General features: G+C 46.4%; 17 protein-coding genes and 1 tRNA gene. 12 read left to right on the top strand and 6 right to left on the bottom strand.

Annotation, left to right across the window (positions count from 1 at the left end; genetic code table 11):
- The first annotated feature begins 9 nt into the window (after window positions 1-9).
- The 3 genes from ICN27_RS05985 (at window position 10) to ICN27_RS05975 (ending at window position 4222) form a co-directional block, all read left to right on the top strand.
- A complete protein-coding gene (locus ICN27_RS05985) occupies window positions 10-1350 on the top strand; it encodes an adenylosuccinate synthase (protein ID WP_216269356.1) in 1341 nt (446 codons plus the stop codon).
- 60 nt (window positions 1351-1410) lie between these two features.
- Window positions 1411-3627 (top strand): malate synthase G, encoded by a 2217-nt coding sequence (locus tag ICN27_RS05980; RefSeq protein WP_216269355.1) that lies wholly within the window; start codon window positions 1411-1413, stop codon window positions 3625-3627.
- Window positions 3628-3718: 91 nt separating this feature from the next.
- Window positions 3719-4222, top strand: coding sequence for a hypothetical protein (locus ICN27_RS05975; protein WP_216269354.1), 504 nt, complete (start codon window positions 3719-3721; stop codon window positions 4220-4222).
- A 97-nt stretch (window positions 4223-4319) separates the two neighbouring features.
- Here ICN27_RS05975 and ICN27_RS05970 read toward each other — a convergent pair whose 3' ends face one another.
- A complete protein-coding gene (locus ICN27_RS05970) occupies window positions 4320-4475 on the bottom strand; it encodes a hypothetical protein (RefSeq protein ID WP_215307385.1) in 156 nt (51 codons plus the stop codon).
- A 168-nt stretch (window positions 4476-4643) separates the two neighbouring features.
- On the opposite strand from ICN27_RS05970, the gene ICN27_RS05965 reads away from it, so the two are divergent.
- Genes ICN27_RS05965 through ICN27_RS05945 form a run of 5 tightly spaced genes read left to right on the top strand, consistent with a single transcriptional unit; the run spans window position 4644 to window position 8131 of the window.
- Window positions 4644-5873, top strand: a complete 1230-nt coding sequence (locus tag ICN27_RS05965) for an MFS transporter (RefSeq protein WP_255535038.1) — start codon at window positions 4644-4646, stop codon at window positions 5871-5873.
- 29 nt (window positions 5874-5902) lie between these two features.
- Window positions 5903-6589, top strand: coding sequence for a dienelactone hydrolase family protein (locus tag ICN27_RS05960; protein ID WP_216269353.1), 687 nt, complete (start codon window positions 5903-5905; stop codon window positions 6587-6589).
- 24 nt (window positions 6590-6613) lie between these two features.
- Window positions 6614-7111, top strand: coding sequence for a hypothetical protein (locus ICN27_RS05955; protein ID WP_216269352.1), 498 nt, complete (start codon window positions 6614-6616; stop codon window positions 7109-7111).
- 41 nt (window positions 7112-7152) lie between these two features.
- Complete coding sequence (locus ICN27_RS05950; RefSeq protein ID WP_216269351.1) at window positions 7153-7932, top strand: class II aldolase/adducin family protein; 780 nt, start codon at window positions 7153-7155, stop codon at window positions 7930-7932.
- Window positions 7933-7948: 16 nt separating this feature from the next.
- On the top strand, window positions 7949-8131 hold the full coding sequence (locus ICN27_RS05945; protein ID WP_215307375.1) for a 4-oxalocrotonate tautomerase: 183 nt from the start codon (window positions 7949-7951) through the stop codon (window positions 8129-8131).
- 158 nt (window positions 8132-8289) lie between these two features.
- On the opposite strand, the gene ICN27_RS05940 is transcribed toward ICN27_RS05945, so the two are convergent.
- Window positions 8290-8376, bottom strand: a tRNA-Leu gene (locus ICN27_RS05940).
- A 144-nt stretch (window positions 8377-8520) separates the two neighbouring features.
- On the opposite strand from ICN27_RS05940, the gene rnr reads away from it, so the two are divergent.
- Together rnr and rlmB are read left to right on the top strand one after the other, a co-directional pair.
- A complete protein-coding gene (gene rnr / locus ICN27_RS05935; protein ID WP_216269350.1) occupies window positions 8521-10923 on the top strand; it encodes a ribonuclease R in 2403 nt (800 codons plus the stop codon).
- A gap of 29 nt (window positions 10924-10952) precedes the next feature.
- Window positions 10953-11708 (top strand): 23S rRNA (guanosine(2251)-2'-O)-methyltransferase RlmB, encoded by a 756-nt coding sequence (gene rlmB / locus ICN27_RS05930; RefSeq protein ID WP_216269349.1) that lies wholly within the window; start codon window positions 10953-10955, stop codon window positions 11706-11708.
- On the opposite strand, the gene trxC is transcribed toward rlmB, so the two are convergent.
- Both trxC and tal read right to left on the bottom strand, forming a co-directional pair.
- Window positions 11701-12123, bottom strand: coding sequence for a thioredoxin TrxC (gene trxC / locus ICN27_RS05925; RefSeq protein ID WP_216269348.1), 423 nt, complete (start codon window positions 12121-12123; stop codon window positions 11701-11703). The two genes, rlmB and trxC, sit on opposite strands and share 8 nt — an antisense overlap.
- A 30-nt stretch (window positions 12124-12153) precedes the next feature.
- Window positions 12154-13122 (bottom strand): transaldolase, encoded by a 969-nt coding sequence (gene tal, locus ICN27_RS05920; protein WP_216269347.1) that lies wholly within the window; start codon window positions 13120-13122, stop codon window positions 12154-12156.
- 109 nt (window positions 13123-13231) lie between these two features.
- On the opposite strand from tal, the gene rpiA reads away from it, so the two are divergent.
- Window positions 13232-13942 (top strand): ribose-5-phosphate isomerase RpiA, encoded by a 711-nt coding sequence (rpiA, locus tag ICN27_RS05915; protein ID WP_216269346.1) that lies wholly within the window; start codon window positions 13232-13234, stop codon window positions 13940-13942.
- A 221-nt stretch (window positions 13943-14163) separates the two neighbouring features.
- Here rpiA and ICN27_RS05910 read toward each other — a convergent pair whose 3' ends face one another.
- Window positions 14164-14436 (bottom strand): oxidative damage protection protein, encoded by a 273-nt coding sequence (locus tag ICN27_RS05910; RefSeq protein ID WP_215307364.1) that lies wholly within the window; start codon window positions 14434-14436, stop codon window positions 14164-14166.
- Window positions 14437-14492: 56 nt separating this feature from the next.
- Window positions 14493-15857, bottom strand: a complete 1365-nt coding sequence (gene argA / locus ICN27_RS05905) for an amino-acid N-acetyltransferase (protein ID WP_215307362.1) — start codon at window positions 15855-15857, stop codon at window positions 14493-14495.
- Window positions 15858-15874: 17 nt separating this feature from the next.
- Between argA and hrpA the strand changes: the two genes are divergently transcribed.
- Complete coding sequence (gene hrpA / locus ICN27_RS05900; protein ID WP_370624488.1) at window positions 15875-19957, top strand: ATP-dependent RNA helicase HrpA; 4083 nt, start codon at window positions 15875-15877, stop codon at window positions 19955-19957.
- Window positions 19958-19959 lie beyond the last annotated feature (2 nt).

Here is a 19959-nt window from a genome sequence, read left to right as displayed (position 1 = left end):
GATTTCATTATGTCTTCAAAGCAACAAGCTCATGGTCGTAACGTCGTTGTCATTGGCACCCAGTGGGGTGATGAGGGCAAAGGCAAAGTAGTGGATTGGTTGACTGACCATGCGCAAGCAGTCGTACGTTTTCAGGGTGGACATAACGCTGGTCATACGCTGATTATTGGCGATAAAAAAACGATTTTGCGTCTGATTCCTTCTGGCATCATGCACAAGAATGTGATTTGCTACATTGGCAATGGAGTTGTGCTTTCTCCAGAAGCGCTCTTTAAAGAAATTGCTGAGCTAGAGGCTGCTGGATTGGATGTTCAGTCTCGCTTAAAGATTTCTGAAGCGACAACCTTAATCTTGCCTTATCACGTAGCGATTGATCATGCCCGTGAGAAAAAGCGTGGCAATGCCAAGATTGGGACAACTGGTCGTGGTATCGGACCGGCCTATGAAGATAAGGTAGCCAGACGCGCCTTACGTGTCCAAGATTTGTTTTATCCAGAAAAGTTTGCTGCGCAATTGCGCGAGAACTTGGAATATCACAACTTCATGCTCACAAATTACTATGGGGCTGAGCCAGTCGATTTCCAAAAGACTTTAGAAGAGGCCATGTCTTATGCGGAGCGCATCAAGCCGATGGTGGTGGATGTCTCTAGTGCTTTATACGCAGCAGAACAGGCTGGTCAAAACTTATTATTCGAGGGTGCGCAAGGCACCTTGCTTGATATTGATCATGGCACCTATCCGTACGTAACTTCCAGTAATTGTGTGGCTGGTAATGCCGCAGCTGGATCTGGCGTAGGCCCAGATTCATTGCAATATATCTTGGGTATCACCAAGGCTTATTGCACGCGTGTTGGCGCCGGCCCGTTTCCAAGTGAGTTGTACGACTTTGATAACCCAGCCAAGCAAGATCCAGTTGGGATTCGTTTGGCTGAAGTGGGTAAGGAGTTTGGTTCTGTTACTGGCCGTCCGCGTCGCACTGGTTGGTTGGATGCCGCCGCACTAAAGCGTTCTATTCAGATTAACGGCTTATCTGGCTTGTGCATTACTAAGCTTGACGTATTGGATGGCTTTGAGACGATTCGTCTTTGTGTGGGTTACACCCTTGACGGTCAAAAATTAGATGTATTGCCGCGTGGCGCCGAAGCGGTTGCGCGTTGCGAACCAATTTATGAGGATTTCCCAGGTTGGAAGGGAACTACTTTTGGTATTCGTGAATGGGACAAACTCCCAATAGAGGCACAGAAGTTCCTGCGTCGTATCGAAGAAGTTGCAGGAAAGCCGATCGCCATGGTCTCAACAGGACCAGAGCGTGATGAAACGATTCTTCTGCAACATCCATTCAAAGGTTAATAAAATACTTCTTTTTTAACTTTTTATATTTAATTTACACATTTGCTTTGGGATTTAGAAATGACAGCACGTACACAATGTAATAGCCTTCAAGTAGCTACACCGCTTTACCGTTTTATTGAAGATCAAGTTTTGCCTGGCACAGGTATTAAAAGCGCAGATTTTTGGAAGGGTTTTGACGAGATCGTGAAAGATCTGAGTCCAAAAAATGAAGCTTTACTAGCTAAGCGTGATCGCTTGCAATTGGATTTGGATAAATGGCATCAAGCTAACCCTGGTCCGATCAAGGATATGCCTGCTTATCGCAAGTATTTAAAAGAAATTGGTTATATCGACGATGTGCCTGCCAAAGTTTTGGCTACTACTCAAAATGTGGATGACGAATTAGCTCTTCAAGCCGGTCCGCAGCTGGTTGTTCCGGTACTCAATGCACGCTATGCCTTAAATGCTGCAAATGCGCGTTGGGGTTCTTTATATGATGCTTTGTACGGCACAGATGTTATTTCTGAGGAAGATGGCGCTACTAAAGCGGGGGCCTATAACCCAATTCGTGGCGCCAAGGTAGTTGCCTACGCACGTCAGTTTTTAGATCAAGCAGCACCTTTGGCTAAGGCCTCCTATGGTGATGTCCTTGCTTATAGCGTCGTAGACAAAAAACTGTCCGTGAAATTAAAAGACGGAAGCACAACGGGTTTAGTTGATGAGAAGCAGTTTGTTGGTTACCAAGGCGATGCCTCTGCACCATCATCTGTTTTATTGCGCAATCATGGTATTCATATTGATATTCAAATTGATAAGACCAAAACCATTGGGGCTGCTGATTTAGCGGGAGTAAATGATGTGGTGCTTGAAGCCGCGCTCTCTACTATTTTGGACCTTGAGGACTCAGTAGCAGTAGTTGATGGCGATGACAAGGTACTTGCTTATGAGAATTGGTTAGGCATTCTCAAAGGCACCTTGGTTGAAGAAGTCAGCAAAGGTGGCAAGACGTTTACCCGCAAACTCAACGCAGACCGTCAATACACCGCAGGCATTGGCGCTATTAATGCTAAAGATGGTGTTGTTACTTTGCATGGCCGATCACTCTTGTTTCTCCGTAACGTTGGTCACCTGATGACCAACCCAGCCATCATCACTGGCGATGGCAAGGAAATCTACGAAGGCATCTTAGATGCAGTCGTGACAGTCTTGATTGCTTTGTATGACATCAATCGCCCAGCGACTCAGGCTATTGGTAATACACGGAAGGGCTCTGTCTATATTGTTAAGCCAAAAATGCATAGCGCAGAAGAAGTAGCATTTGCTAGCGAACTATTCGGTCGGGTTGAGAAATTACTCGGCTTACCTGAGAACACTGTCAAATTAGGCATCATGGATGAAGAGCGCCGTATGAGCGTCAATATTAAAGCTGCTATTGCTGCGGCTGGTGCTCGTGTTGCCTTCATTAATACTGGATTCTTAGACCGTACTGGTGATGAGATGCATACCGGCATGTATGGCGGCGCCATGGTTCGTAAAGGTAGGATGAAGATTGCTAAATGGTTTGGAGCTTATGAGCGCCGCAACGTATTAGCAGGCTTAGATTGCGGCTTACGTGGTCGCGCACAAATTGGTAAAGGTATGTGGCCTGCGCCAGATCTCATGAAGGAAATGGTAGAGCAAAAAGCTGCACACCCTCAAGCAGGAGCAAATACAGCTTGGGTGCCATCACCTACCGCTGCAACTTTGCATGCAATGCACTATCACCAAGTCGATGTAGCAAAGATCCAAGAGGACATGGAGAAGCAGGATACTGCAGCTGAGTATGAGGCCTTAACCGATGAGCTCTTGACTGTGCCTATTGCGCTTTATCCTGATTGGACTAAAGAGGAGATTCGCGAATCTCTGAATAATAATTGCCAAGGTATTTTGGGTTATGTAGTTCGCTGGATTGACCAGGGTGTTGGTTGCTCCAAGGTACCTGATATCTATAACGTAGGCTTAATGGAGGATCGCGCAACATTGCGTATTTCTAGTCAGCATATTGCCAACTGGTTGCTACATAAGTATGTAACTAAGGCTGAAGTAGAGGAAGCGATGCAACGTATGGCTACTATTGTTGACACGCAAAATGCTGACGATCCTTTATACAAGCCAATGATGCCAAACTATAAGGATTCATACGCATTTCAGGCTGCAAGTGATCTGATTTTTAAGGGTCTTGAGCAGCCAAACGGGTATACCGAACCCTTGTTGCATGCTTGGCGTTTGAAGGTCAAGCAGGCGCAAGCAAAGTAATCTTAAGTGAGCAGCATTTAGAATGGATTTGCCGAAAGGCAAGTCCATTTTTTCTTTTTGGTCACAACTTCCATCCATTCCCACTCATTCAATGCTGAGCTTTCTAAACTTCTTCACCAAGCCATCTAGCAGTCGTGGCCAAGAGCTAGGCTTTGAAGTCAATGACGGGGGTAGGGAGTTGGCAGGCTTCAAAGGTGGGGCAGGTGACTGCGTTGTTCGGGCGATTGCTATTGCTGCCCAACTGCCTTATATACAAGTTTACGAAGATCTTCGTGCTGCCAATGCGGCCTATGCCGATCAAAGAAACGATAGGTTAGCTAGACGGCTCAATGCTCAGGGTGCTTCACCGCGCAACGGCAATCATCGCAATGTATTTCATGACTACATCCTGGGTCATGGGTTTGATTGGGTGTCGACTATGCAGGTTGGTGCTGGCTGTAAAGTCCATTTACTGGCAAATGAGCTGCCATCGGGTAGATTAATTGTGAAGGTTTCTAAGCATCTTACGGCTGTCATTGACGGCGTTATTCAGGATACCCACAACCCGTCTCGGGCTGGGTCACGCTGTGTTTATGGCTACTATATTTTCCGCTAGGGGCGCTATTGATAAAGAAAAAGCCTCCAAAATACGGAGGCTTAATTCATCAAAAATGACCAAAAATGGCCTAAAACAGAGCTAAATCAGCAATAAATTACCAATTTCCACTAGTTCTACGTGATTTCTGTTCCATCACTTTAGCTTCGCTAAAAGCAACTGCCAGCAATACGAAAAAGTCTTTAATCGCTAAAAAAGGCTTAAAACTGAAAGCGGATGCCTGTTGAAACTGTACTGAGTTTGAATGTGCCATGGTGAGCTCCTTTAAGGGTTAACCCTAATGATACACCTTATGCTAATTTATTGCAGACGTTGACTATCAGGATCCACTTTTACTGGGCGGCGCTCTCAATTCAGCAAGGCTAGGTTTCCATCCCCTAGGTTGATAATGCAGTATCCCTAATTTCATATTAAGAAACCATTGACCGAGCATCACATGCCAGGCGGCAAAAAGAAGGAACACTTTTTCTTATTCTCCTTGGCCGGAATTCAATTCACCCACATCCTGGACTTCATGATCATGATGCCTTTGGGCCCCGAATTTATTCGCGAGCTCAATATCAATACTCATGAGTTCGGTCTATTACTTTCTTCCTATACTTTTGCCGCGGCTCTTGCTGGTGTCTTTGCCACTTACTTTGTAGATCGCTTTGAGAGGCGAGTACTGCTTCTGAGTTTGTACGCCTGTTTCATTATCGCTACCTTAGTCTGTGGTTTGGCGCCGGATTACCACTCCCTTTTTATTGCTCGCGCATTTGCAGGTGCATTTGGCGGTATTTTGAGTGCACTAGTGCAAACGATTGTTGCGGACTCCATTCCGTTTGAGCGGAGAGGCAAGGCTTTAGGTACGGTAATGTCTGCTTTCTCGGTATCAACTGTAGCGGGAGTTCCTCTTAGTCTATTGTTGGCTCACAATATTCCGTACTTAGGTTGGCGAGCACCATTCTTTTTTATTGCTTTGATATCCAGTCTCATTTTGTATTTGGGTTATCGCAATATCCCCAAGATCTCTGGCCACCTACAGCACATTCACGAGGGAAGTCGCCTCAGCCAGATCTGGAATATCTTGCTTGCCCACCAACATCTACGCGCATTCTTTTTTATGGCGTTGATCATGTTGACGGGGTTTTCTGTCATTCCGTATATTGCACTCTATCTCACCTCGAATGTCGGTGTTGAAAACTCCTATATTTCTTTGATCTATCTTTGTGGCGGCCTTGCTACGCTGTTGAGCTCTCGCCTGATTGGGCAGATGTCTGATCGTTACGGCAAGGTCAAAGTGTTTAAGGCGCTGGCATTGATCAGCTTAGTTCCATTACTAGTGACCACTAATTTAATGCCGGTACCGCTATGGGTAGTATTGATTAACTCCACGGCATTCTTTGTCTTAGTTTCCGGGCGCATGATTCCGGCGATGGCAATCGTGAGTCAGGTGGTGGACGCCAAAATTCGGGGTACCTTTATGAGCTTGATGGGCTCAGTGCAAATGTTGGCGTCGGGGCTTGCCTCAGTGCTTGCTGGCATGGTGGTGACAATTAGTGCAGATGGAAAAATGGAGCACTACAACCTAGTTGGTTATGGGGCGGCAGCATGTGGCTTGCTTACCTTCTGGTTGGTGGGCTATATTCATACTGATAAGCAAGCGCAGTAAATCTAATATATTTGAAAAGAAAGATTGTGATGATTTCATATAAGAGACCAGATGGTACTTCAGTAGAAGCTTATTTAATTGAGCCTGCTAACCCGACAAATGCTCCTGGTGTGGTGGTGATTCAAGAGTGGTGGGGTCTTGATGATGAGATTAAGAACGTTGCTAGCCGTTTAGCAAAAGCAGGATATCGCGCCTTAGTTCCAGATCTGTATCGAGGCAAGCTCGCCTTGGAAGCAAATGAAGCAGAGCACCTCATGAATGACCTGAATTTTGGTGACGCTGCCAGTCAGGATATTCGTGGCGCTGTTCAGTATCTCAAAGAAACAGGTAGCACTAAAGTTGCTGTTACTGGCTTTTGCATGGGCGGGGCACTCACAGTTCTATCAGCTGGCCTTGTTCCAGAATGCGATGCAACGGTAGTTTGGTATGGCTATCCTCCATTAGAGTACGTTGATGCGCAGGCCATTAAAAAGCCGATGTTGGCCCATTGGGCTCTGCATGATGAATTTTTCTCTATCGCTGGCGTAGATCAACTAGAAGAAAAGTTAAAAGCCGCTGGAGTTACCCATGATTTCCAGCGCTATGACGCTAAGCATGCTTTTGCTAATCCAAAGTCAGACGCTAGAGGCTTGCCACCATTGAAATACAACTCTGCAGCTGCAGATTTAGCGTGGGATCGCACGATGGCCTTCTTAAAAGCTCAGCTCACTTTATAAGCGCCTTACTTATAGATCTACTTTATGCATCTTTTCGCCGAAAACCTCGCTGTTGAACTTTCTTCTTATTACCGTAATCTTGCCCTAGGGCATGGAGTGATTCCTAAGGTCTTTACCTTGGTCAATGGAGAGGGGAGTCAATACCTCTTTTTTATTGACGACTTGCGTATGAATGGGGATGAAGAGAATCAATTTTTAGCTTATATCGTGCAAGAGCATGAGGCGGTTTGTTATGCACGCGGTACATTAGTGGTTCTGGAGAAGTCTCAACAACTCATTGAGTTTGCAGTCATTGATCAGGATGACGCACAGGCAATTGTGTGTTCTGCCCAATTAACTCGAGATATTGACGATAAGCCAGTTGGGCTAACAGAGTTTGAAAAGATCCTAGCTCCCAAAAAGACAATCTTCTTTAGCGGACTCTTTGAGCCTATTGAGTTATCAGAGGATAGAGTCGAAGAGTTTGAGGGTCTTTGGGATGAAATGAAGCCTAAGATTTTGCATCGTTCTATGGGTCTCTAGTTGATCGATATGAGGCCAGCACAACAGCGAGAATTTTTTTCATGACTGATGAATCTAACCCAAAGCATTCGGAGAGTTTACATTCTCATAAAGTCCTTGATGAAAAGAAGTTCAAGCATCGCAATGAGACTGAGGAAGAGGTTCGAATCAATTTAGCTGCAGCCTATCGTCTAGCTGCGATGAAGGGGTGGGATGATGGTATTTATACCCATATTTCAGCTTCTATTCCAGGCGAAGAGGGCGCTTATCTAATCAATCAATTTGGTTTGCGCTTTAATGAGGTATTACCAGAAAATTTAGTTAAGGTGAATCTTCAAGGAGATATCATCTCAGGCCAAGGACCAGTCAACCAATCTGGTTTTGCTATTCATGGAGCGGTACATGCGGCTAGACCAGATGCAGCATGTGTACTGCATTTGCATGTTGATTCCGTTATTGCTATCTCTGCACAAAAGTCAGGTTTATTGCCGATATCACAGCATGCCTTACGCTTCTATGGTGATATTGAAAGGCATCGCTATCAAGGTCTTGCTTTATCAGCGTCTGAGCAAGTGGCGCTCATATCGGCTCTTGGAGATAAAAAGGCTTTATTGTTAGAAAACCACGGCAGCATTATCTGTGGAGTCAGTATTCAGCAGGCATTTTATTTGATGGATGTATTAGATAAGGCCTGCAAAATTCAGCTATTGGCAGGTGGGGTAGAGGGCTTGATCACTCCCGACCCGGTAATTTGCAGGATGACTTATGAGCAATTATGCAGTGATGGTGTTGAGGAAGGCCAGATGGAGTGGCCAGCTTATCTAGGATTATTAAATCAATAGTGAATAGGAGATATCTGTGCCATTAATTCAAGTTCAATTATTTGAGGGTCGTAGCGATGAGGTCAAGCGCGAATACGCTAAGGCAATTACGGAAGCAGCAGTCAAAATCATGGGATGCAGTGCTGAATCAGTAGATGTTATTTATCAAGACGTCAAGAAATCAGATTGGGCGACTGCAGGCAAATTATGGAGTGATTAATATGACGTATTAGCGAATGCTCGATGCGTGAAGCAAAATAGGGCTTGTATTTAAGAAAGTCGTCCCCATATAGTTTGTAAGTATTTTTATATAGAAATGGCCAGTTTTCTCCATAATGGCCTTGTATTTTCAGGCGCAGAGCGCCGTTAAGCCTTGTTTGGTGCCCAGGAAGGGACTCGAACCCCCACAACCTTACGATCGCCAGCACCTGAAGCTGGTGCGTCTACCAATTTCGCCACCTGGGCATGCCGTTATTATAAAGGTATGCGCCTTCTGGCCCACCTCTTAATTTGTTTTCGCCTTTCATCCTTCAGACTTGATGGTTTGATACAGTAAGCTAATTCAGAGTTTTCATTGAAATATATGGCATGTATTGCCGAAGGAATTAAATGCGTAAAGCAAAAAACTTGGTACCACGAGAGGCTGACCGCTTAGGTACAGTCCAAGGTCACCGAGATGGATTTGGATTTGTTATTCCAGATGACGGTGGTGAAGATATTTTTCTTTCTGAAAGAGAAATGTCCCGCGTCATGCATGGGGATAGGGTCAATGTCAGAGTATTAGGAACAGATCGGCGCGGTCGCCCAGAAGGTCAGATCGTTGATGTCATTTTGCACGCCAATAAAGTAGTCATCGGGCGTCTCTTGAATGAGAATGGTGTTTTGATTGTTGCGCCCGAAGACAAGCGCATTGGCCATGATATTTTGATTCCACCAAAAGGCCAGGGTAATGCCAAATTAGGTCAGGTCGTCAGTGTTGAGATCATTGACTATCCGGATAGTTACCGTCAAGCCGTTGGTCGCGTTGTTGAGGTGCTAGGTGAAATTGATGATCCTGGTATGGAAATCGAAATCGCTGTGCGTAAATACGGCGTGCCCCACGAATTTTCAGCAGCCGCAAAAAAGGAAGCGGATGCCTTACCCGATACCGTTCAGCAATCTGATCTCGAAGGTCGCGTGGATTTGCGCGATGTTCCTCTAGTCACTATTGATGGTGCTGATGCTCGTGACTTTGATGATGCGGTGTATTGCGAGCCGGTGATGTACGGCAAGAGCAAGGCTTGGCGCCTGATTGTTGCTATCGCCGATGTATCTCATTATGTAAAGCCAGGACATCCTCTGGATGATGAAGGACTCCTGCGTGCGACCTCGGTGTATTTTCCAAGGCGGGTAATACCTATGCTGCCGGAAAAGATCTCCAATGGTCTTTGCTCATTGAATCCCAATGTAGATCGTTTGTGCATGGTGTGTGATTCGGTAGTGGATCAAAGCGGAGTAGTCTTGGCTTACCAGTTCTATCCTGCAGTGATGCATTCTGCGCAGCGCTTTACATACGATACGGTCTGGGAGATTCTTTCTAATAGCAAAGGTCCTGAAGCGACACGCTTTGCGCAGTTAAGACCGCTACTGACTAATCTCTACTCACTTTACAAAATTTTGCTAGACGCACGTCAAAAACGTGGTGCTATCGAGTTTGAGACAACCGAAACCCAAATTATTAGTAATGAGTTGGGTAAGATTTTGCGTATTGAACCTCGTCTTCGCAATGACGCACATCGCTTGATCGAAGAGTGTATGTTGACAGCAAACGTCTGCGCAGCAGATTTCATTGATAAGAATAAGCATCTTAGTCTGTACCGGGTTCACGGCGAGCCTTCAGAAGAGAAGTTGGTCACTTTACGCCAAGTTTTACGTACCTCGGGCTTGTCATTGGGCGGCGGTGAAAAGCCGAAACCAAAAGACTATGCCAAGCTCATGCGTGAAATCAAAGAGCGTCCTGATGCAAACATGCTTCAGTCAGTTGTTTTGCGTTCTATGCAGCAGGCGATGTACCAGCCTGATAACGAAGGACACTTTGGACTTGCGTATCCTGCTTACTCTCATTTCACAAGCCCGATTCGTCGCTATCCTGATCTGCTAACCCATCGCGTCATTAAGGCAATTCTCACTAAGAAGCCTTACACGCCAGTATTGCCGCCAACGGTTCCCTTAAATCTTACTTTGCCACGCAAAGGTAAGGGTCGCGAAAATGCCGTGAATGCCAAGAAGTCTCATAGCGATGCAAAAGAGGCTGCGGCTAATGGCACGCGTTTACCTAAATTGCCTAAGGGCGCTAATGCGGCCATGCCTATTTGGGGTCAACTGGGTGTGCATTGCTCATCAAATGAGCGCCGTGCAGATGAGGCATCTCGTGATGTTGAGGCATGGCTTAAGTGTTATTACATGCGCGATCATTTGGGTCAAGAATATGCTGGCACAGTTACTGGGGTAGCTACATTTGGTTTGTTCATTCAATTAGAAAATCTCTTTGTTGAGGGCATGATCCATGTAACTGAATTGGGTGGTGATTATTTCCAGTACGATGAAGCCCGTCAAGAGTTACGTGGTGAGAGAACTGGCATTCGATACCGCTTAGGTGATCGGGTGCATGTTTTAGTCAGTCGAGTGGATCTAGATGCGCGCAAGATTGAATTTAGCCTGGTCAAATCTGTTGGCTTGGAGCCTGGAGGCACCACTAATCGCCGTCAAATTGTATTGGCTAGTGATACTGGTAGACCCAATAAAAAAGCGTCCCCTAAAAAAGGGCGCCCTGGCAGCAAAGAGCCGCAAAAGCATTCTGGTGTGAATGTGAATGCCGCCAAATCTGCTGCTAACCTTGGCGCAAATCAATCTAAGAATCAAGCTGGTCGAACCGCAAGTAAAGTTGCGAAGTCTGGGAAGCCTACAAGACCTTCCGGCAAACCTGCTGGTACCAAACCACCTGTTCGCAGCACTAAAGCGCGTCGCAAATAAGTATCAATATTAGATCGAGATAAGTAAAGATGAAGCAAATATTAGTTGGTTTTCATGCTGTTCAAGCGCGCTTACGAGTAGATGCCGCGAGTCTGAAGTCGGTTTATTTTGATCCCAGTCGACGAGATCGCCGTATGGGTGATTTTTTGAAGCAAGCTGAAGAAATTCTAGGGGAAAGATTACATGCCGCCGATGCCGAGCGGCTTCACAAGCTCGCGGGCCATGATCGCCATCAGGGTGTGGTGGCTCTAGCAGAGAAGATGACCATAGCTCGGACCATTACTGAGGTAGTTGAAGATGCAGAAAGCAATCAAAGTAAGGTCATGTTCTTGGTCTTGGATGGTGTGACCGACCCACATAACTTTGGCGCATGCTTGCGCGTGGCTGATGGCGCTGGTGTGGATGCCGTAGTGATCCCTAAAGATCGTTCAGCTTCAATTAATGCCACTGTGAGTAAAGTATCTAGCGGTGCTTCTGAGGTAATGCCCGTGATTACGGTTACTAACCTGGTTCGAAGCATGAAAGAAATGCAAGAAGCGGGTGTCTGGCTAATCGGTACCGATGATGAAGCTGAAAAATCGATTTACGATTTAGACCTGACCGGCCCCATCGGTATTGTTATGGGTGCAGAGGGTGAGGGCATGCGCCGCTTAACCCGCGAGACTTGTGATGAGTTGGTGCGTATTCCGATGAAGGGTGTAGTAGAGAGTCTGAACGTATCCGTTGCAAGTGGCGTCTGCTTGTATGAGGCACTAAGGCAGCGTTTATCTACAGAGCCTAAATAGTCAACTGCTTCACAAATTGCTCTAGTTCGGCTGGCGGCAGAGCACCACTAATGCGGTGTACTTCTTTACTGCCCTTAAATCCCGCTAGTGTTGGAATTGAGCGGATATTCCATTGCGATCCGAGTAGTTGTTCTGCCTCAGTATTCACTTTCACAAATAAAACTTGATTTGCATGAGTGCTGGCGCTTGCCTGAAAGGTTGGCCCAAACATCTTGCATGGTCCGCACCATGGTGCCCAGAAATCGACTATTACTGGCAGCGTAGATTGAGTGACGAGTTCGCTAAAGTTAGCTGCTGTGGCATTAATCGGGAGCGATAGGAGCTCTTGTTGACAAGCCCCGCAGACAGGCGTTTGATTGAGTTTTTCAGCTGGAACACGGTTCCCTTTATTGCAATGCGGGCAATGAATAATCATCTTGACTCCTCAATCTAGCAATTTACAGAATTAGTTACTTAAGAGCGCTTCTAGTTTCTCAGTATCGATGCAGAAATTCCTGATGCCTTCAGCTAACTTTTCAGTGGCCATTGCATCATTATTCAGTTGCAATCTAAAGTTCGACTCATCTAGCTTAAGTGCTAGGATATTTTCGCTAGCAAGCGCGCTAGCTGCATTACTTGCAATGAGTTTTCTCTCTACGACCTCCGTACTTTTTTGAAGATCGCCCAATAACTCCGGACTAATGGTAAGTAAATCACACCCGGCTAACTCTAATATTTGGCTAGTATTGCGAAAACTAGCCCCCATAATTTCTGTGCCGATCCCAAAGTGCTTGTAATAGTGGAAGATACGTTTGACTGATGTAACGCCAGGATCATTTGCCCCGGTATTTTTTTCATCACTCCAATTGATACCAAGTTTGGCCTTATACCAATCAGTAATTCGCCCTACAAATGGAGAAATCAATTTTGCATTGACTGCACCGCAGGCTGCAGCTTGTATTAAAGAAAAGAGTAGCGTCATATTGCAGTGAATACCTTCTGCCTCTAAAGCTTTGGCTGCTTCAATTCCTTCCCATGTACCAGCTAGCTTAATCAAGATGCGCTTGCGATCAATCCCGTGCGATTCATACAGCGAGATGAGATGCTTAGCCTTCTGAACCGTCGCCTGAGTGTCAAAAGAGAGGCGCGCATCGACTTCTGTCGAAACTCTACCTGGGACGATCTTCAAAATCTCCAGACCAAAAGCTACCAAGATATGGTCGACTAAATCGACTGGTCTTATGCCAGGGTGCTCTGATTTGACCTGTTTTACCAGTGCCTGGTAGTTGGCTTGCTGGGCAGCCTTCAAGATCAGAGAGGGGTTGGTGGTAGCGTCTTGCGGTTGGTATTCCCGCATGCGCTCAAAGTCGCCAGTATCGGCCACGACGGTAGTGAGTTGTTTGAGTTGGCTTAGGGCACTTGCAGATGAGGTCATGGTTATTTGCAATACTCTCGATAAATTAATCGGTTAAATAGATTGAATATCATATGATAGATGGATAAATAAGGCTGTTCCAGTTCAGATAAGGATATCGGGCAAGATCATGAATCAAGATCAACTAAAACAATTGGTAGGTGAAGCCGCTCGGGATGAGGTATTAAGGCTGCCCGCAGGTCAGATCTTAGGTGTTGGCACAGGCTCTACCGCCAACTTCTTCATTGATGCCTTGGCACCTCATCGGGCGCATTTCTTGGGAACAGTATCTAGTTCTAATGCCACGACTGAACGCTTGTTAAAACACGGTTTTAAGGTCTTGGACCCCAATGAGGTGGACCATCTTCCTGCCTATGTGGACGGCGCTGATGAAATTGATCCTGCTGGTTACATGATTAAAGGTGGCGGCGGTGCTTTGACCCGCGAAAAAATTATTGCCTCCATGGCCAAACAATTTATCTGTATCTGTGATGCCTCAAAACAGGTTCCGATATTGGGTAACTTTGCATTGCCTGTGGAAATCATTCCACTGTCTAAAGGAATTGTTACTCAGGAACTGATCAAGCTGGGCGGCACAGTAACACTCAGAACTAATAAAGAGACGCGTGCAGATTTAGGTCAAACACCCAGTCAGCCTTTTGTGACAGATAACGGCGGATGGATTTTGGATATCGCGGGTTTAAAGATCGCTAATCCCATCGCTCTTGAAGCCCAAATTAATCAAATTGCTGGCGTAATCACTGTTGGGCTATTTGCAAAAGAGAAGGCCAATATTTTGCTGGTAAGCAATGCCTCCGGTGTAAGCAGAATTACTTTCTAAGTAAAAAACCCGACGGGCAGCTAGACTGATCCATCGGGTTTGTTTGCCATGATGATTCATGGCGCAGGCAAAGAGAAGAGTTTTAGTTCCCAATGCCCATAAGCATATAGATATGCTCACGAGTAGTGGCTTTCGCCAATGTAGTCGATCACGAAAACTGACTGACTACGACTTCATCCTATGCTTCTGAATTTGACTCGTCAAGCGATATTCAAAAATTCTTATTCAGTTGGCGGTACATAACCCTGGGCCATATCTGCACCACCTTCAAAGAAGTATTTTTCAACCTGCTTGAGGAGGTACTGACGAGCACGAGGGTCAGCCATATTCAGGCGATTCTCATTAATGAGCATGGTCTGGTGCTTCAACCAAGCGGCCCAAGCCTCCTTAGAGACTTGATTCCAAACTTTCTTGCCGAGATCGCCTGGTAGTGGAGCGAAGTCCATGCCTTCAGCTTCTTTGTTAAGTTTAATGCATTGAACCATGCGTGCCATTTATGTTGCCTTTCAAATACGATGTACTAAAGAGAAAATATGAAATAAAGAGCTTGTTAGAGATCTTTGGTCAAGACCATAGATTTGCGATCCCAGTTGTAAATTTGCTTTCTTTCTTCCGGGAGATCATCTACCGAGGCGCGTTTAAAGCCGCGCTTCAAAAACCAATGTTCTGTTCTAGTCGTCAAGACGAACAGTTTCTTAATGCCTTCCCGTTTAGCTCTCATTTCAACGCGCTTGAGCAAACGTTCTCCATCGCCTGAGCCTTGGACATCGGGATCGACTGCGAGGCAAGCAAGTTCACCTACGCCATTGGGGAATGGGAAGAGGGCTGCGCATCCAAAGAGAACACGGTCATGCTCAATCACAGAGAAGCGCTGAATATCACGTTCGATGACATCTTGACCTCGGGCAGCCAGAATACCCTCTTCTTCAAGCGGGCTGGTGAGCTGCAGAATGCCGCCAACGTCATCTTGATTGGCTTCACGCAAATTCTCGATATCAGATGAGGCTAGCATCATGCCAATACCATCATGAGTAAAGAGCTCTTCTAGCAGTGCACCATCTTGATTGCAAGGTAAGAAGTGCACCCGACTCACGCCAGCACGAATTGCTCTGCCAGAAATATTTAACAAACTCTTCATGCCTAGATCGAGTTCTGGATGCTGAGCTACGTATTCTTGAAGCTGAGGCATTGAGAGTTCGGTGATGAAGTCATCTTCCTCATCTTTCAAGCCTGCATAAGGACTTAAGAAAATCAATTTATCAGCTTTGAGTGCTGCAGCAGTAGATGCTGCTACATCCTCAAAAGCGAGATTAAATGCTTGACCAGTTGGCGAGAATCCTAATGGTGAGAGCAGTACGATCTTGTTGCTATCCAGAGAGAGCTTAATGGACGTAGAGTCCACCTTACGCACCAAGCCAGTATGAATGTAGTCAATTCCCTCCACTACGCCTACCGGCATTGCTGTAATAAAGTTGCCTGAGATAACAGATATTCTTGAGCCTGCCATCGGAGTATTCGGCAATCCCCGACTAAATGCTGCCTCGATATCTAGGCGCAATTCACCGGCAGCTTCTTTAACGCATTCTAGGGCGGCTGCATCGGTAATCCGGTAACTATGCATTGCGCTTTGGCCAAATTGACTCTTAATATTACGAAGCATTAACTGCTCTTCAATTTGAGGGCGGATGCCGTGAACCAAAACAATACGCATGCCCATGGCGTGCAGCATGGCGATATCTTCAATCAGATTTTCTAGGCCAATTTCTTGGGCCAGCTCACCAGCAAAGGCAATGACAAATGTCTTCTCGCGGAAGCTATGGATATAGGGCGCAACATCACGCAGCCATCCTACAAAAGGAAAGTTAGAGCTGGATTCTTCGGCATTTGAGCCGGGATTCGGTGCATTTGTTGGCATAGTGAGAAAATTATAGGGTGCAAGAGCCCATAAACCAACAAAAACCCAAAGCGAGCCCTGAGACTGTGCCTGCTTCCAACACCCTTCGAAGGCTGGAGATTCGCTTTCCGGAGGAGTTGCCGGTATCAAGCCAACGTCAAACCATCAAGGATGCCTTGAGCTCTCATCAGGTTGTGATTGTTTGTGGAGAGACTGGATCAGGCAAAACAACCCAATTACCCAAAATCTGTTTAGATCTCGGCAGGGGCACTATGAATGGTGGTTGTCTCATTGGGCACACGCAACCCCGTCGGATTGCTGCTACAGCTACTGCAAAGCGTATCGCTCAGGAGTTGGGCACTCCAATTGGTCAAGACGTAGGCTATCAAGTGCGCTTTGCTGACAAGACTAGCCAGGGTGCTTCAATCAAGTTGATGACTGATGGCATCTTGCTGGCAGAGACGCAGCGAGACCCTCAGCTGCGCACCTACGACACTCTCATTATTGATGAGGCCCATGAACGCAGCCTCAATATTGATTTTCTACTCGGTTATCTACGGCAGTTGTTACCCAAACGTCCAGACCTGAAGTTGATCATTACCTCAGCCACCATTGATGCAAAGCGTTTTTCGGATCATTTCGCCTTAAATGGCAAGTCTGCTCCGGTAATTGAGGTAAGCGGGCGACTTTTCCCGGTTGAGCAACGTTATGAGCCACTGGAGCCTGATGTTAAGCCTGATGGAAAAAAAGAGTCTAAAGAGGCCAAAGAGCTTTCTGATGCCGTAACAGAATCAATTGCAAAGGTATGGCGTGAAGGTGTATCAGGTGCAGGCGATGTGCTCGTCTTCCTGCCCGGCGAGCGGGAAATTCGGGATTGTGCTGAAGCTCTTAGAAAAGATCATGTTCTGCAGCAACGCTTTCATCCGGAGATTTTGAGTCTTTTTGCTAGACAATCGGTTGCGGAGCAAGAGCGCGTATTTAACCCCGGCAATGGCCGCCGTATTATTTTGACGACTAACGTTGCCGAGACCTCATTAACAGTTCCCAATATTCGTTATGTGGTTGATAGCGGCTTGGCTCGCGTCAAACGCTATTCCTATCGCAACAAAGTAGAGCAACTTCAGATCGAGCCAATTTCGCAGGCAGCTGCCAATCAGAGGGCAGGTCGTTGCGGTCGCGTATCAGATGGTATTTGTATTCGTCTCTACAGCGAGCAAGATTATTTAAGTCGCCCCAAATTTACTGATCCAGAAATTCTGCGTAGCTCATTAGCGGCAGTATTGCTTCGCATGAGCTCTCTAAGATTGCCCCGTATTCAAGAGTTTCCATTTATTGATAAACCTTTAGGTCGCGCGATTGCCGACGGTGTCCAGCTTCTAGATGAGTTGGGCGCTATCGTCTATGACGATGTCACCCTCAGCAGTGATTCGGATAGCAACAGCAGATTCAAGCTCACTCCTATTGGCAAACAGTTAGCAGATCTGCCATTAGATCCTCGGATTGGTCGTATGCTGTTAGCGGCCAAGGAGCACAATGCATTGCGTGAGGTCACCATCATCGCCTCCGCTTTAGCTACTCAGGATCCCCGTGATCGACCAATGGATCAGGCTGCAGCCGCTGACCAAGCGCATCTCCTGTTTGCGGATGAGCGTTCCGAGTTTCTCAGCTTCGTCAAACTTTGGGATTGGTATCAAGATGCCCTGAAGCACAAGCACAGCAATCGACAATTAGAGAATCTATGTCGTAGTAAGTTTTTATCACCAAGACGTCTGCGTGAATGGCGCGATGTTCATGGTCAGCTGCATACGATGTTGGCTGAAAAGGGCTGGAAAGAAAATCCATCCGCCGCTACTTATGAACAAGTTCACCTCTCGCTCTTAACCGGCCTCTTGGGTTATGTAGCTAAAAAAGAGGAAGATGAAAAATCTCAGGAGCGTGGCAGCAAGACTGGTAGCTATATGGGCGCACGCGGTATCCGTCCCTTTATTTGGCCAGGCTCAACGATTGGCAAAAAGGCCGGCGCCTGGATTTTGGCTGGTGAACTACAAGAAACCAATCGCATGTATGCGCGCACGATTGCCAAAATCGAGCCAGGGTGGGTTGAGAAGGTTGCAGCCCATCGCCTGATTAAATCTTTGAGCGAGCCTTTTTGGGATCACCGTCAAGGAGAGGTGATGGCCTTTGAGCGCGGCACTTTATATGGACTCCCGATTTATCACGGTCGTCGCGTCCGTTATGAGCCTCACAATCCAAAAGATGCTCGTAATTTATTCATTACCCAGGCCTTAGTTCAAGAAGAGATGTTTGGCCGTATGGATAGCCCTGCATTGATGCGGGAGACCGAGGCCGATGCTAGAAAAAAATATCCTGGGATTTTTGAATTCTTTTGGCATAACCGCAGACTGATTAAAGAGATTGAAGCTTTAGAGCATCGCTCACGACGTCCCGATGTGTTGGTAGATGATGACCTCCTTTTTGCTTTTTATGATTCGCGCATTCCTCAGGATGTTTTGAGTAGGGAGAGTATGAAAGCCTGGTTGCTAAAGACATCAGCGAGTAATGGCGTTATTGAGGAAGCGCCCGATAGTCTTTTGCGCCTAGCCAAAGCAGACTTAATGCGCCACGAGGCAGCTGGAATTACAGTAGATCGTTATCCTAAAAAGATGATGGTCGGTGGTAGCGAATTGAGTTTGACTTATCACTTCGAACCGGGCAGTCCCAAAGATGGAGTAACGCTGGTGGTGCCTTTGACTCTATTGAATCAGGTTGATGGTCGTCGATGTGATTGGCTGGTTCCGGGTATGTGTGAAGAAAAAATTGGGTTATTACTCAAATCACTTCCTCAGAAACTACGTCGCCACTGCGTCCCACTGCCCGAGTATGCAAAATCGTTTTTAGAGCGGATGCTATCAGGCAAACAGTTTGGGGTGGGTGACTTTTTAGATAGCCTGATTACTGATATTCGTAAAGAACGTGGCTTAGAAATTAAGCGTACTGATTTCAGGCCCGAATCCTTACCTTTGCATGCTTCAATGAATTTCCGCCTAGTGGATGAGCACGGTCGTCAGCTGGAGTTAGAGCGTAATTTATCTCGATTACGCGCTGAATATGGAGAGACTGCCCGAACAGCCTTCCAAGCCATAGCGCAGCAAGCAGTCCATGATGAGCTCGGGAGTAGTGTTCCGTTAAATAACATGGCCCCTATTGGCAAAACCAATCAAAGCGTCAATGCATCAACAGTAAAAACGGTAGAGCAGGGTGGTTATCGAGGCTGGGACTTTGGTGAACTGCCCGAGACTCTAGAAATTCAGAAAGGCAATCGCACTTTATTTGGCTACCCCGCTTTAGTGGATCGAACCGAGGCGTGCGATCTTGAAGTGTTTGATGATTTACTAGAAGCTCGCAAACATCATTGGCAAGGATTGCGTAGACTATTTGCGTTATCGAATAAAGATACGCTCAAGGCACTGCAGAAACAGCTCCCTGGAATTCGGGAGCTTGGATTACTCTTTATTAATATTGGGTCTGTTGATGGCTTAATTGAGCAAATTCTGAATCTCGCCTTAGAGCGGGCATTTATGAATGATCCATTACCCGTGAATGCCGAGCAGTTTGCAGAGCGTTTGCAGGCAGGTAAGCCCCGTTTGGCTCTGATTGCGCAGGAGATTTCAAAACATGCCCTGGCGGCATTGCAGGCTTATGCAGATCTACAAAAGAAGTTATCCCAGGCAAAGGCTGCCTCAGCAACTGCCCATGTGGATATTCAGACTCAAATCCAGGGTTTGATCTTTGCTAAATTTATTTCAGATACGCCTTACGCTCAGTTAGTGCATTTCCCTCGTTATCTCAAAGCCATTGCCATGCGTATTGATAAATTGCGCGCTAACCCTGGCCGGGATTCACAGTGCCAAAAAGACTGGGAGTCGGTTGCTAGGCCATGGCAAAAACTCGTTCAGGCCAGCCATGGCTCTGTAGCATATGACATTAACGAGGATCAGGCTTTAGCAGATTTTCGCTGGCAACTCGAGGAATTGAGGGTGGCTTTATATGCCCAAGAATTAAAGACCCCAAGCCCAATGTCCTTAAAGCGCCTAGAAAAGGTCCTAGCTAGCTTGCGATAGGT

The organism is Polynucleobacter sp. Nonnen-W13, assembly GCF_018881735.1.
Taxonomy (GTDB): domain Bacteria; phylum Pseudomonadota; class Gammaproteobacteria; order Burkholderiales; family Burkholderiaceae; genus Polynucleobacter.
This window is presented reverse-complemented; position numbering and strand designations above follow the sequence as displayed.

Excerpts from the sequence above, each read along its gene's own strand:
- ICN27_RS05985 (WP_216269356.1), top strand. The coding sequence starts at position 10 with ATGTCTTCAAAGCAACAAGCTCATGGTCGTAACGTCGTTGTCATTGGC.
- ICN27_RS05980 (WP_216269355.1), top strand. The coding sequence starts at position 1,411 with ATGACAGCACGTACACAATGTAATAGCCTTCAAGTAGCTACACCGCTT.
- ICN27_RS05975 (WP_216269354.1), top strand. The coding sequence starts at position 3,719 with ATGCTGAGCTTTCTAAACTTCTTCACCAAGCCATCTAGCAGTCGTGGC.
- ICN27_RS05970 (WP_215307385.1), bottom strand. The coding sequence starts at position 4,475 with ATGGCACATTCAAACTCAGTACAGTTTCAACAGGCATCCGCTTTCAGT.
- ICN27_RS05960 (WP_216269353.1), top strand. The coding sequence starts at position 5,903 with ATGATTTCATATAAGAGACCAGATGGTACTTCAGTAGAAGCTTATTTA.
- ICN27_RS05955 (WP_216269352.1), top strand. The coding sequence starts at position 6,614 with ATGCATCTTTTCGCCGAAAACCTCGCTGTTGAACTTTCTTCTTATTAC.
- ICN27_RS05950 (WP_216269351.1), top strand. The coding sequence starts at position 7,153 with ATGACTGATGAATCTAACCCAAAGCATTCGGAGAGTTTACATTCTCAT.
- rnr (WP_216269350.1), top strand. The coding sequence starts at position 8,521 with ATGCGTAAAGCAAAAAACTTGGTACCACGAGAGGCTGACCGCTTAGGT.
- rlmB (WP_216269349.1), top strand. The coding sequence starts at position 10,953 with ATGAAGCAAATATTAGTTGGTTTTCATGCTGTTCAAGCGCGCTTACGA.
- trxC (WP_216269348.1), bottom strand. The coding sequence starts at position 12,123 with ATGATTATTCATTGCCCGCATTGCAATAAAGGGAACCGTGTTCCAGCT.
- tal (WP_216269347.1), bottom strand. The coding sequence starts at position 13,122 with ATGACCTCATCTGCAAGTGCCCTAAGCCAACTCAAACAACTCACTACC.
- rpiA (WP_216269346.1), top strand. The coding sequence starts at position 13,232 with ATGAATCAAGATCAACTAAAACAATTGGTAGGTGAAGCCGCTCGGGAT.
- ICN27_RS05910 (WP_215307364.1), bottom strand. The coding sequence starts at position 14,436 with ATGGCACGCATGGTTCAATGCATTAAACTTAACAAAGAAGCTGAAGGC.
- argA (WP_215307362.1), bottom strand. The coding sequence starts at position 15,857 with ATGCCAACAAATGCACCGAATCCCGGCTCAAATGCCGAAGAATCCAGC.